Annotated in this window: 16 protein-coding genes; 3 read left to right on the top strand and 13 right to left on the bottom strand. The window is 40.4% G+C overall.

Annotation, left to right across the window (positions count from 1 at the left end; translation table 11 throughout):
* The 8 genes from JEP40_RS16695 to JEP40_RS16660 all read right to left on the bottom strand — a co-directional run.
* On the bottom strand, positions 1–102 hold a 102-nt coding region (locus JEP40_RS16695), incomplete at its 3' end, for a GTP-binding protein (protein ID WP_232799363.1).
* A 68-nt stretch (positions 103–170) separates the two neighbouring features.
* Positions 171–2,285, bottom strand: coding sequence for an elongation factor G (gene fusA, locus JEP40_RS16690; protein ID WP_198624467.1), 2,115 nt, complete (start codon positions 2,283–2,285; stop codon positions 171–173).
* Positions 2,286–2,367: 82 nt separating this feature from the next.
* Positions 2,368–2,838, bottom strand: a complete 471-nt coding sequence (rpsG, locus tag JEP40_RS16685; RefSeq protein ID WP_004246897.1) for a 30S ribosomal protein S7 — start codon at positions 2,836–2,838, stop codon at positions 2,368–2,370.
* A 98-nt stretch (positions 2,839–2,936) separates the two neighbouring features.
* On the bottom strand, positions 2,937–3,311 hold the full coding sequence (rpsL, locus tag JEP40_RS16680) for a 30S ribosomal protein S12 (RefSeq protein ID WP_004236497.1): 375 nt from the start codon (positions 3,309–3,311) through the stop codon (positions 2,937–2,939).
* Between the two features lie 127 nt (positions 3,312–3,438).
* Positions 3,439–3,732, bottom strand: a complete 294-nt coding sequence (gene tusB / locus JEP40_RS16675) for a sulfurtransferase complex subunit TusB (RefSeq protein ID WP_198624466.1) — start codon at positions 3,730–3,732, stop codon at positions 3,439–3,441.
* Positions 3,733–3,763: 31 nt separating this feature from the next.
* The gene (tusC, locus tag JEP40_RS16670) at positions 3,764–4,132 is read right to left on the bottom strand and encodes a sulfurtransferase complex subunit TusC (protein WP_198624465.1); all 369 of its coding nucleotides are present in this window, start codon (positions 4,130–4,132) and stop codon (positions 3,764–3,766) included.
* The gene (gene tusD / locus JEP40_RS16665) at positions 4,132–4,527 is read right to left on the bottom strand and encodes a sulfurtransferase complex subunit TusD (protein ID WP_198624464.1); all 396 of its coding nucleotides are present in this window, start codon (positions 4,525–4,527) and stop codon (positions 4,132–4,134) included. Before tusD ends, tusC begins: the two co-directional genes overlap by 1 nt.
* 9 nt (positions 4,528–4,536) lie before the next feature.
* Positions 4,537–5,241 carry a helix-turn-helix transcriptional regulator gene (locus JEP40_RS16660; RefSeq protein WP_023583301.1) on the bottom strand — a complete coding sequence of 235 codons (705 nt, stop codon included), beginning with the start codon at positions 5,239–5,241 and terminating at the stop codon, positions 4,537–4,539.
* Positions 5,242–5,586: 345 nt separating this feature from the next.
* Between JEP40_RS16660 and JEP40_RS16655 the strand changes: the two genes are divergently transcribed.
* Both JEP40_RS16655 and JEP40_RS16650 read left to right on the top strand, forming a co-directional pair.
* Positions 5,587–5,745 (top strand): hypothetical protein, encoded by a 159-nt coding sequence (locus JEP40_RS16655; RefSeq protein WP_198624463.1) that lies wholly within the window; start codon positions 5,587–5,589, stop codon positions 5,743–5,745.
* A 145-nt stretch (positions 5,746–5,890) separates the two neighbouring features.
* Complete coding sequence (locus JEP40_RS16650; RefSeq protein ID WP_198624462.1) at positions 5,891–6,772, top strand: DMT family transporter; 882 nt, start codon at positions 5,891–5,893, stop codon at positions 6,770–6,772.
* A 103-nt stretch (positions 6,773–6,875) separates the two neighbouring features.
* Here the strand turns inward: JEP40_RS16650 and fkpA are convergent, their stop codons facing one another.
* A complete protein-coding gene (fkpA, locus tag JEP40_RS16645) occupies positions 6,876–7,625 on the bottom strand; it encodes an FKBP-type peptidyl-prolyl cis-trans isomerase (protein ID WP_198624461.1) in 750 nt (249 codons plus the stop codon).
* 454 nt (positions 7,626–8,079) lie between these two features.
* Here fkpA and JEP40_RS16640 point away from each other — a divergent pair, with 454 nt between their 5' ends.
* Complete coding sequence (locus tag JEP40_RS16640) at positions 8,080–8,298, top strand: SlyX family protein (protein ID WP_198624460.1); 219 nt, start codon at positions 8,080–8,082, stop codon at positions 8,296–8,298.
* An 80-nt stretch (positions 8,299–8,378) separates the two neighbouring features.
* Here the strand turns inward: JEP40_RS16640 and slyD are convergent, their stop codons facing one another.
* The 4 genes from slyD to kefG form a co-directional block, all read right to left on the bottom strand.
* Positions 8,379–9,011 carry a peptidylprolyl isomerase gene (gene slyD, locus JEP40_RS16635; RefSeq protein WP_198624459.1) on the bottom strand — a complete coding sequence of 211 codons (633 nt, stop codon included), beginning with the start codon at positions 9,009–9,011 and terminating at the stop codon, positions 8,379–8,381.
* Between the two features lie 89 nt (positions 9,012–9,100).
* Positions 9,101–9,304: a YheV family putative zinc ribbon protein gene (locus JEP40_RS16630; RefSeq protein ID WP_036933937.1), complete on the bottom strand. Its 204-nt coding sequence runs from the start codon at positions 9,302–9,304 to the stop codon at positions 9,101–9,103.
* 13 nt (positions 9,305–9,317) lie between these two features.
* A complete protein-coding gene (kefB, locus tag JEP40_RS16625) occupies positions 9,318–11,171 on the bottom strand; it encodes a glutathione-regulated potassium-efflux system protein KefB (protein WP_198624458.1) in 1,854 nt (617 codons plus the stop codon).
* Positions 11,171–11,722 (bottom strand): glutathione-regulated potassium-efflux system ancillary protein KefG, encoded by a 552-nt coding sequence (kefG, locus tag JEP40_RS16620; protein ID WP_198624457.1) that lies wholly within the window; start codon positions 11,720–11,722, stop codon positions 11,171–11,173. The genes kefB and kefG overlap by 1 nt, the downstream gene beginning before the upstream one ends.
* Positions 11,723–11,797 lie beyond the last annotated feature (75 nt).

Here is an 11,797-nt window from a genome sequence, read left to right as displayed (position 1 = left end):
GGTAGTGATTGCAGCAGTCAGAGTTGTTTTACCATGGTCAACGTGGCCGATAGTACCAACGTTAACGTGCGGTTTTGAACGTTCAAATTTTTCTTTAGACACGACTATATTCCTTAATATCGCTCCCTCTTATTAGAGGGAGCGTAAACTAAATTGAACTCGAAAGGATCTTATTTCGCTTTACGAGCTTCGATAATAGCCTGAGCGACGTTGCTAGGCGCTTCGTTGTACTTCAAGAACTCCATAGAGTATGAAGCACGACCCTGAGTTTGTGAACGCAGGTCAGTTGCATAACCGAACATTTCAGCCAGTGGTACTTGAGCACGGATGATCTTACCGGTAGGCAGATCGTCCATACCTTCAACCATACCACGACGACGGTTTAAGTCACCGATAACGTCGCCCATGTAATCTTCTGGCGTTTCAATCTCAACTTTCATGACTGGCTCAAGCAGAATTGGCTTAGCTTTCATGAAGCCGTCTTTAAATGCCATTGATGCGGCAATTTTAAACGCGATTTCTGAGGAGTCAACATCATGGTAAGAACCGTAATGTAAACGAGCCTGAATATCCACAACAGGGTAACCTGCTAATGGACCAGATTTCAGCTGTTCTTGAATACCTTTATCAACAGCTGGGATGAATTCTTTAGGAATTACACCACCAACGATATCGTTGACAAATATGTAGTTTTCTTCACCACCTGCTGGTAATGGAGACAGGTCAATAACAACATGACCATACTGACCACGACCACCAGATTGTTTCGCGTGCTTACCTTCGATATCAGTTACTGTATCACGAATAGTTTCACGGTAAGCAACCTGTGGTTTACCTACGTTCGCTTCAACTTTAAATTCACGACGCATACGGTCAACTAACACGTCTAAGTGCAGTTCACCCATACCAGCAATGATAGTCTGACCAGTTTCTTCGTCGCTTGATACGCGGAAAGATGGATCTTCTTGAGCCAGACGGTTCAGAGCGATACCCATTTTTTCTTGGTCAGCTTTAGTCTTAGGTTCGATAGCAACAGAGATTACTGGCTCTGGGAATTCCATACGTTCTAAGATGATTGGTGCATCAATTGCACATAAAGTATCACCTGTAGTTACGTCTTTCAGACCGATAGCAGCAGCGATGTCGCCCGCACGAACTTCTTTAATTTCTTCACGCTTGTTAGCATGCATCTGAACAATACGGCCAAAACGTTCTTTTTTGTCTTTAACCGGGTTCAGAACTGTGTCACCTGAGTTTACAACACCAGAGTACACACGGAAGAATGTTAAGTTACCAACAAATGGGTCAGTAGCGATTTTGAATGCCAGAGATGAGAATGGCTCGTCGTCGCTTGAATGACGTTCTGCTGGAGTATCTTTACCGTCTGGTAACATACCGTTGATAGCAGGAACATCTGTTGGTGCTGGCAGGTATTCAATTACCGCATCCAGCATTGCCTGAACACCTTTGTTCTTAAATGCAGAACCACAGGTAACCAGGATAATTTCGTTATCTAGAACGCGTTTACGCAGAGCAGCTTTAATTTCTGCTTCTGTCAGTTCTTCACCGCCCAGATATTTGTCCATCAGCTCTTCTGATGCTTCAGCAGCTGATTCGACCAGGTTGTTGTGCCATTCTTCAGCTAAATCTTGTAGATTTGCAGGAATGTCTTCGTATTCGAAAGTAACACCTTGGTCTTCTTCACTCCAACGGATTGCTTTCATTTTGACTAAGTCAACAACACCGGTGAAATGTTCTTCAGCGCCTACTGGAATTTGCAGTGGAACTGGGTTTGCTGCCAGACGTGTTTTGATTTGTTCAACAACACGCAGGAAGTTTGCACCCATACGGTCCATTTTGTTAACGAACGCGATACGTGGTACATGATATTTGTTAGCCTGGCGCCATACTGTTTCTGACTGAGGCTGAACACCACCAACTGCACAGTAAACCATAACCGCGCCATCAAGAACACGCATAGAACGTTCTACTTCGATTGTGAAGTCAACGTGTCCCGGGGTGTCGATGATGTTTACACGGTGAGGCTCAAACTGTTTAGCCATACCAGACCAGAATGCAGTAGTTGCTGCGGATGTGATAGTAATACCACGTTCCTGCTCCTGCTCCATCCAGTCCATTGTTGCTGAACCTTCGTGAGTTTCACCAATTTTATGGTTTACACCGGTATAAAACAGAATACGTTCACTTGTAGTGGTTTTACCGGCATCGATGTGCGCACTGATACCGATATTACGGTAACGTGCTATGGGGGTTTGACGAGCCATTTTTTCCTCTCTCGTGGGCGTTCAATTCAGGTAAAGGACAGCAGAGCTGTCCTGAAAAGAGTTGCGACAACTACTTCGTGGATTACCAACGGTAGTGTGCGAACGCCTTGTTTGCATCTGCCATACGGTGAACGTCTTCACGTTTCTTAACAGCAGCGCCTTTGTTTTCAGCCGCATCAGATAATTCATTTGCCAGGCGAAGAGCCATGGATTTATCACCGCGTTTACGAGCAGCTTCAACAATCCAACGCATTGCTAATGCATTACGACGAACTGGGCGTACTTCAACTGGAACTTGGTAAGTTGAACCACCAACACGGCGGGATTTAACTTCCACAGTAGGACGTACGTTATCTAATGCGATTTCGAACGCTTCCAGTTCAGTTTTGCCTGAACGCTGAGCCAGGGTCTCAAGCGCATTATATACGATAGATTCTGCAGTAGATTTTTTACCGTCTACCATCAGAATGTTTACAAATTTGGCCAGCAGTTCTGATCCGAACTTAGGATCTGGCAGAATTTTACGTTGACCAATTACACGACGACGTGGCATGGAAATACTCCGTTTAAATTCAGGGTTGTCCAAAACTCAATGAGTTTATTTTGACATTAATAGTGAAAAAATGTTTGGCCTTACTTAACGGAGAACCATTAAGCCTTTGGCTTCTTCACACCGTACTTAGAACGAGCTTGTTTACGGTCTTTAACACCGGAACAGTCCAGCGCGCCGCGAACAGTGTGGTAACGCACACCTGGTAAGTCTTTAACACGACCACCACGGATTAAGATTACGGAGTGCTCCTGCAAGTTGTGGCCTTCACCACCGATGTAGGAAGAAACTTCGAAACCGTTAGTCAAACGCACACGGCATACTTTACGCAGTGCTGAGTTTGGTTTTTTTGGAGTGGTAGTATATACACGAGTACATACGCCACGTTTTTGCGGGCAAGCTTCCAGAGCTGGAACGTTGCTTTTAACAACTTTCGAGCTACGAGATTTGCGCACCAGCTGGTTAATAGTTGCCATTTAAAAAAAGCTCCTGGTTTTTGCTTCGTAAACACGGATTTGAACTCTGTCTTGTCAACAAGACAAAACATGAGGACGCAGAATTTTATTGCTGACGGGCTCATGTGTCAAGAATTATACAGCAATTCTACGCTCCCCAATGAATTTGTTGGGGGTGTTTTACCGTTAAATCGACAAAATCACCATAACTGATGAGTTTAATATGATGAGATACTTGATCTTTTAAGCCTCTAGCTAAAACATCATCAATTAATGCGTAAACTGAAATTTGCTGTTGAAGACAATATTTTAATAAAGGATTATCTTCAAAAACTGCCAGTACACCATCTTGTATTAACAAAACATCATCTTCTTTTGTCAATAAAGATAAAAAAGCCTCTAAATCACTTTGATAAATAGAGACGGAATAAGTATACAACATAACCGTTCAACCTTCCTGCCTAACTTCTGTATTAAAAGCGTAATACCACATCGTATTCACTCAATTTTTGAGCAATATCTTGATGTGATATCACTTGTGCATCCAACACAAAAGAAGTTTGAGAGGATAATCCACGATGAGCCATGTCTTGGTATGATATATAGACGTTTGTCACATCATACAAGGGCAGCACTTTAAAAGTTGCCGCATGATGGCGTGATAACACACCCTCAGGCCGTTGATTTTCAACTAATTGGAACACACCATCTGAGATAAAAAAAACACCGATATCTTCTGTTAACGCAGAGGTTGCGAGCAAAGCGTCCAAACCTTCTCGTCCGGCACTATTACCGTGCGGTGCCTGTGTAAAAAGAAATGCGATTGAATTCATTTTTTTCATTAAAATTGCACCACACGCGAACAAGTCAACATAGCTTGAGCAAGCGAACCCAGTCCACTGAGTTCAAATTCCGTTGCCATATTATGATTATCAATTCCTTGCTCTTTTGCCTGTTCCTCATCAATAATCCCTCGACGTAACGCAGCTGCGACACAAACATGTAAAGGAATTTGGTGTTTTTTCGCCAATGTTATCCACGCTTTGGGAAGATCAAATTCATCATTTGCGGGTGACACCAATTTATTAGCATTTACCACCCCTTCCCGATAAAAGAAAATTTGCGCGATTTGATGCCCTTTTTCAAGAAGAGCATTAGCAAATAAATAGGCACTTGAAGCTTGTTCAGTTCCATAATGAGGCCCTGTTACCACTAAACAATATGTCAAGGAACTCATAATGTTGCCCTACTCTCCATTTTTAAACTGGCGAATATAGAGATAAACAGTATGTTTTGAGATATTCAGTCGATCAGCAACTTGGTTAATGGCGTCTTTAATATCAAAAATACCTTTTTCATAAAGACTTAACACCACTTGTTTATTCTTTGCGTTGTTGGCCACTTCACGATCATTATTCACTTCTTCGATTGTGAACTCTAATGTTTGGGCCACTAAATCATCAACAGATGAGGCAAAGTTAACATCAGAAGCAACTTCATGTGTTTCTTCAGGTATAAAGGTTTTGATTATTTCAGAGAATGGAACATCAAGGTTCATATTAATACACAATAAACCGATGACTCGACGTTCACGATTACGAATTGCAATCGTGATCGATTTCATCAATGCACCACTTTTCGCTCTAGTAAAATAAGCCTTTGAAAAACTTGAATCTTCATCTGTGATATCATGTAACATTTGTAATGCCAAATCGGTAATTGGAGAGCCAATCTTACGACCAGTGTGTTCTCCATTCGCGATTTTAACCGCTGAACATTTCAAATCTTCCAGAGAGTGCAATACGATTTCGCAATGGTTGCCTATGAGCATAGCCAAACCATCCACGGCAGCTTCATAGGACTTCAATATTTCGTGATCAGTTTGAGTAAAAGGTCGGCTATCTAGTTTTTCAAACTCGCTGCTGTCACCATTAAATAACGGGCTAGACATTTGATTATATAATCCTTAAAGGCTTTAATTATGATAATGACTTGAGGTTCTATTTTTTATAACGATTCGTCACTGCGAATCAATTTAATATTAAAAAAAATTAAATATAAAAACTGAATTAGGGCACAATTCTGACGTTAGATCGTCAAGAGATCTACGTCAAGTGCCTTAGAATAAGAGCTTTGTCATAGGTCACAGCTTTTTTCATTTTTCTTTATCTTTTTGTATCAACACCCCTATATTTTTGAAAATTTCACCTTTAAAGAGTAGCTGGATAAAGATTGACACTATTGAATAGATTACCTATATTCCAAATTATTGTTACTTTAACGAGTGATTAATCCCATGAATATACTGATGATATGCCAATCTCAGCAAACTTCATCAACAATGGAATTAATTTCTGTTGCTTCTATGCCTATTGAAACTCTCTCTTCACCACCTCCACCTGTGAAAGTGGTTGTAGTCAATACAACGGTTATTGTTGCAACTTATATTGCTTGATTTATTTAATCGGCTTAATTGCGTATTTAACCAACATACTAGAATTGATGTGTTATTTACGTTTATTTATTGATTTTTTATCAATCGCCAACCATTACTAAAAATAATCAAGCTATCTTACTGCTTATTTTACAGGTGTATCATCATGTATTTACATCAATATTGGGCGAAATTCGGCCCAACGACATTATTTGTTTTATTATGGAGTAGCGGTGCTATCTTTTCTCGCTGGGGTCTAGATAATGGTAGCTCATTTGCTATTTTGACTTGGCGTTTTATTCTTGCCTTGGCATTTCTTTCTTTTTTGTGTATTCAGCGCCATCGCTTTTTGCCACCTAAAGGAAGTCGCTTAAAAACGGCATGGGTGGGTTTATTAATTATTGGTGGTTATTCTATTTGTTATCTTTTAGCGCTCGCTAATAGCATTACACCGGGAATGCTAGCCACAATCATGGGTGTACAACCCATTATCACATTATGGATAATCGAACGTAACTTTTCCGCGACACGACTGCTAGGCCTTTTAATTGCATTGGCTGGGTTAGTGTTGGTAGTTGCACAAAGTTTATTTAATACAGCACTTTCATTAACAGGGATGATTTATGCGTTAGTTGCGCTACTTTGTATGAGCTTTGGTGCGATTTCACAAAAAAAACTACAATTAGCGCCAATGGATGCTTTGCCTCTGCAATATGTTGTTAGCCTCGTATTGTGTTTGTTATTTGTGCCATTTCAACCTTTTGATACCTCATTTGATATTGGCTTTATCATTCCTGTTCTTTGGCTGGCTATTATTATTTCAGTTGTTGCTCAGCTACTGTTATATCGCTTACTCACAACGGGTAATTTAGTTAACGTTACTAGCCTATTTTATTTAGTACCGGGAGTAACAGCATTAATGGATTACCTCTTCTTGGGTAATAAGATGTCTTTACTCAGCTTAGTGGGGATGGGGGCAATCATCGTGGGTTTACTTTTTGTCTTTAAAAAACCAAAAGCTATTATTGTTGAAGAGCAAGTAGATTAATATTATCTCTTTGTAAGTTATATGTATTAATAAGCTTTATAATTAATGCTGAAATAAAAATGCTGACATTTATGTCAGCATTTTTTCTTTAGGGATAAGTGAACTACTTATCGCTTTCAACACTCAGTAATTCAACTTCAAAGACTAATGTTGAGTTAGCTGGAATGCCACTTGTTGCGCGTTGGCCATAGCCTAATTCTGGTGGAATAACTAACTTAATTTTACCGCCTTCTTTGATGTATTTCATGCCTTCAGTCCAGCCTGGAATAACACTTTTTAGACTAATTGTCAGTGGCTCATTACGATCATAAGAGCTATCAAATTGTTTACCATCAATCAGCATACCTTTGTATTGTACAGTAACACGATCAGCATCTGTTGGCGTTTTACCTTTACCTGGGTTTTCAACTAAATACAGTAAACCTGATTTTGTTTTTACTACACCTTTTTCAGCCGCAAACTCTGTACGGAATTTATCACCTGCAGTTTTGTTCTCTGTTGCTTCTTTTTCCATTTTCGCTGTAGCTGCTGTGCGAACTTGATCTTCAAAAGCCGCTAAGGTTAATTCAATCTCAGCATCTGATAATTTTGATTTACTGTTAAATGCATCCTGAACACCCGCCAGCAGTTGCTTAGAATCTAAAGTAATACCGATATTTTTTTGCTCTTGTAATGCAGCTTCCATGTAGCGACCCATCGACGCGCCTAACGCATAGGCATTTTGCTCATTTTGAGTTTTAAATGCGCTATTTAATGTTGGCACTTTAGCGGCTTCTTCAGCGAATGCTTGAGGTGCACTGAATGCGAAAGCTAAACTTGTTGCCAGCAACGTCGTTTTTAATAAAGATTTCATCCCATTCTCCAGTATATGTTAGTGAGTCGCTACGTTTTATAAACGACCATCATAGATATTCACTAAAACGTTTTGCATCACATTTTGCTGTTGTTGCGGTATGTACTCACCATACTTCAAGTTGTAACGTTGTTGACTACGTTTATTCACATTCGCCAACGTCTATATGCGTCTAATGACTCATTCACTTGTCGCCTAGCTGCACCTCGAAATATTTAGAGTAAGATCTATCCGCGGGTAGCAATTTTATATGAATTTAAAAAATTTGCCGACACTCTTAACAGTTAATGTTAGGATTTTTGTCAGCACAGAGTATTATCACATTAACAAAATAGTCTTTTATCTCAAACCAGATTTATGTCTTCCTGTGTATATATCAGTAAATAAGATTAAATTTCACGATTTCGTTAGTCTCATTCGTCGTAATTCGACATTTCAAAGGAGGAAAAACACAATGGATATTAAGGAAATAGAGCAATTGCTCATACAATTAGAAAGCAAAGTTGCTTTTCAAGATGTGACTATTGAAGAGTTAAATCAGGTGGTCACACAGCAGCAAATTGAAATTAGTCGCTTTAAAGAAGCATTAAAAATTGTCACTGAACGTTTAAAAACATCTCAATCCTCAATAATTGCAAGACCTGAGGATGAAACACCGCCCCCACACTATTAAGTGATGATTTTCTTTTTAGCGTAATCCGAAAAACAAAAAAGGAGCGCTTAAACGCTCCTTTTGATCTTTCTAAAAAAAGATTAGTGTTGGCAACCGCAACCGCCATGACCGTGGCCGTGACCACCGTGACCATGACCTTCACCACCGCAGCATCCACCTTCTTCACCGTGAGAATGACCATGACCACCGCCACAGCATCCGCCTTCTTCACCGTGACCGTGGCCACCACAACATTCGTGCTCTTCTTCTTCACCGTGTACGTGACCGTGTGCTAATTCTTCTTCAGTCGCTTCACGAATTGCAACGATTTCAACATGAAACTTCAGGTTTTGGCCTGCTAACATGTGGTTACCATCAACGATAACTTCGTCACCTTCAATACCTGTAATTTCTACTGGTACTGGACCTTGATCGGTATCAGCAAGAAAACGCATACCAACTTCTAACTCATCAACACCAACAAAAACATCTTTTGGAACACGTTGAACTAAGTTTTCATCGTATTGGCCATAAGCATCATCAGAAGCCACTTCTACGTCGAATTTCTCACCGACTTCGCGACCTGTTAATGCATTTTCTAAACCACTGATTAAAGAACCACGGCCATGCAGATAGTCTAACGGTGCGCTCACCGTGGACTCATCAACTAAAACACCGTCTTCTGATCTTACTTGATAAGCCAGACTAACTACCAAGTCGTTTGCTACTTTCATGACATCTCCTACATACCCGTGGGCAAAATTTTCCCGATTGTAACGAAAAATAAATCTTCTGTATCGGGTTATATCAAAAAAACCTACAATTATTGTGGTGTAAAGATCCCAATGACCTGTTCATTTTCACGAACAAGTGAATTAACTTCACCCTCTGTTTGCCGTTGCTGATGGCCACATTGAGCGCATTCCACAATATCTACTTTATCTTCGCGCCACATTTTGAGTGTGTCTTGAGCTTGACAGTGTGGACACACAGCACCGGCGATAAAGCGTTTACGGGTTGCAGACATGGGGTCAGTTCTCCTATTTATCAATAGATCTTTTTTCTTTACTTGTTTGAGGGATATCCTCTGTTAAAGATTCATCCCAAATATCAGGTTGGTGATGCTCTTGACGGATTTCTTCACTAAAGAGTTCTTCAAGCTCTCGCCTTGCTTCTTTTACACGAGATACGTTGGAAACCTCTTCAGGTGATTCATCCACCAGCTTTCTAAGCAGCTGCATATCCAGACGACGAAAATGCTGCTGTGCTCGATAAGCTTGATGAGGATGCATACCTAACTCAATTAATGTCTTACGCCCTAGTTCTAAAGCACTAGAAAATGTTTCTCGGCTAAAATCTGTTACACCCGCTTTAAGCAATTCATGAGCTTCAACACGCCCTCTTGCTCTAGCAATAATATGCAAATTAGGGAAATGTCGCTGACAGAGATGAACAATTTCCATCGTCGCTTCTTGTTCATTACTAGTGATTACAATCGTTTTTGCGTGTTCCGCACCCGCCGCACGTAATAAATTGAGATCAGTAGCATCACCATAATAAACTTTATAGCCATATTTACGCATGGTGCTTAAACTCCCAACATCATGCTCTAATACGGTGACATTAATTTTGTTAGCCATCAACAAGCGCCCTACAACCTGCCCCATTCGACCAAAACCAACAAGAATGACTTCTGGATGATTGTTTTCCACAAAAGGCTGTTCGTCTGTTTTAGCCTCATTATAACGGCGAGATAGCACAGCGTCTGTCATTTGCATCACAAGTGGCGTTGTCATCATAGAAAGCGTGACAACCACCAGCAATAATGCCATTTGCTGACTATCTAATACGCCCATTGCCATTGATGTTGAAAAAACAACAAAGGCAAACTCACCACCTTGACTTAATACTGATGAAAACTGTAAACGTGTAGAAAATCGTAATCCAGCTAACCATGCAATACCGTAAAGTATCAGTGCCTTAACAATAACTAGAATAAGCACACCCAGTAAAACCTCAGGTAAATAGCGCCATAAGATACCGATATCTAAAGACATGCCGACAGAAATAAAAAAGAGGCCCAGTAATAACCCCTTAAAAGGCTCAATGGAAATCTCTAATTCATGCCGATATTCTGTATCAGCTAATAATACGCCAGCAATAAAAGTTCCCATTGCCATTGAAAAACCAAGTGTTTCCATAAAAATAGCCGCACCTAGCACGACTAATAATGCAGCAGCTGTAAAGACTTCTCTTACACCCGATTTGACAACTAAACGAAACAGAGGGCGTAATAAATAACGCCCACAAACCAATAACGCAGCAAAAGAAGCAACTTTTAACCCAATACGATACCAATCACTGCTAGCGGTTTCTCCTGCAAGTAGCGGAATAACAGCAAGAATAGGGATCACCGCCATATCTTGGAATAACAAAACCGCAAAACCTAACTGCCCCCCCTCATTATGATTCATCCCTTTTTCACTCATAAGCTGTAATGCCATAGCTGTTGAAGACATTGCAATACCTAACCCGCCAATAACAGCGGCCTGCCATGAAAAAGAGGTTAAAACGAGAATAAGTCCTGAAAAAATAGAGGCAGTGAAAACCACCTGCATTGAACCGACACCAAAAATAGCGCGTCTTAATTCCCATAGTTTGGCTGGATTTAGCTCCAATCCAATAATGAACATTAAAAAGACCACACCAAGTTCAGCAAAATGTAAGATGTTATCGACATCTTTAAACAGCCCTAATCCCCAAGGCCCAATGGCAATACCTGCAATTAAATAACCCAGTACAGCACCAATTTTAAGGCGTTGCGCAATCGGCACCATGATCACCGCAGCACAAAGGAAAAAGAGAACCGCTTTAATCATCCAGTTATCTTCCATTAGGCATGCTCCCCCTCAAGTGGCGCACTTAACCAATGGCGATAAGCCTCTCCAATATGCGTCAATGTCATTTTAGACTGTTGCCTTGCTGAATAGACAATCATGGGTGATAACCAACGCATACCACACATTTCTGCCATTAATTCAAAAGGACGTAATAATTCTGTAAGTGTATAGTGATTTTTTCCATTATGTTGGTAAGCATATTCAGGTTCACCTGTGGTCACAACACAACGAAATGCTTTCCCTTTTAAATGTGACCGCCCACTTTTATTTGCAAAAGGACGTATTAACACCCTGTCTTGCCACTCTTTTAATAACGCTGGGCAACTATATGTTTGTAATGGAAATTGAAAAACGATCACTTGGTGTTTACACAACAAGGATTGCTCATGGTGTATATCAATAAAAAAATCAGGATAAGTAGCATATAAATCATGAATAGTTATATTCTCTAGATCCCTCACCGCCTTGATTAATGCTTTATTAGCAATGGATTGGCGCGGCTCGGGATGAACATACACCAGTAATACATTTGATGCGTTTGACATCATTCCTCCTTACAAAACGTGTCAGAAACCATTTTTTCCGTTACCATGCACGCATTGTGACCAACTGTTACGAAC

The organism is Proteus vulgaris, assembly GCF_016239305.1.
GTDB classification, from domain to species: domain Bacteria; phylum Pseudomonadota; class Gammaproteobacteria; order Enterobacterales; family Enterobacteriaceae; genus Proteus; species Proteus vulgaris_C.
This window is presented reverse-complemented; position numbering and strand designations above follow the sequence as displayed.

Coding starts and splice junctions, on each gene's coding strand:
- kefG (WP_198624457.1), bottom strand. CDS start 11,722: ATGTCAAACGCATCAAATGTATTACTGGTGTATGTTCATCCCGAGCCG.
- JEP40_RS16650 (WP_198624462.1), top strand. CDS start 5,891: ATGTATTTACATCAATATTGGGCGAAATTCGGCCCAACGACATTATTT.
- rpsG (WP_004246897.1), bottom strand. CDS start 2,838: ATGCCACGTCGTCGTGTAATTGGTCAACGTAAAATTCTGCCAGATCCT.
- tusD (WP_198624464.1), bottom strand. CDS start 4,527: ATGAGTTCCTTGACATATTGTTTAGTGGTAACAGGGCCTCATTATGGA.
- JEP40_RS16640 (WP_198624460.1), top strand. CDS start 8,080: ATGGATATTAAGGAAATAGAGCAATTGCTCATACAATTAGAAAGCAAA.
- JEP40_RS16660 (WP_023583301.1), bottom strand. CDS start 5,241: ATGTCTAGCCCGTTATTTAATGGTGACAGCAGCGAGTTTGAAAAACTA.
- fusA (WP_198624467.1), bottom strand. CDS start 2,285: ATGGCTCGTCAAACCCCCATAGCACGTTACCGTAATATCGGTATCAGT.
- kefB (WP_198624458.1), bottom strand. CDS start 11,171: ATGGAAGATAACTGGATGATTAAAGCGGTTCTCTTTTTCCTTTGTGCT.
- JEP40_RS16655 (WP_198624463.1), top strand. CDS start 5,587: ATGAATATACTGATGATATGCCAATCTCAGCAAACTTCATCAACAATG.
- JEP40_RS16630 (WP_036933937.1), bottom strand. CDS start 9,304: ATGTCTGCAACCCGTAAACGCTTTATCGCCGGTGCTGTGTGTCCACAC.
- slyD (WP_198624459.1), bottom strand. CDS start 9,011: ATGAAAGTAGCAAACGACTTGGTAGTTAGTCTGGCTTATCAAGTAAGA.
- rpsL (WP_004236497.1), bottom strand. CDS start 3,311: ATGGCAACTATTAACCAGCTGGTGCGCAAATCTCGTAGCTCGAAAGTT.
- tusC (WP_198624465.1), bottom strand. CDS start 4,132: ATGAAAAAAATGAATTCAATCGCATTTCTTTTTACACAGGCACCGCAC.
- tusB (WP_198624466.1), bottom strand. CDS start 3,732: ATGTTGTATACTTATTCCGTCTCTATTTATCAAAGTGATTTAGAGGCT.
- fkpA (WP_198624461.1), bottom strand. CDS start 7,625: ATGAAATCTTTATTAAAAACGACGTTGCTGGCAACAAGTTTAGCTTTC.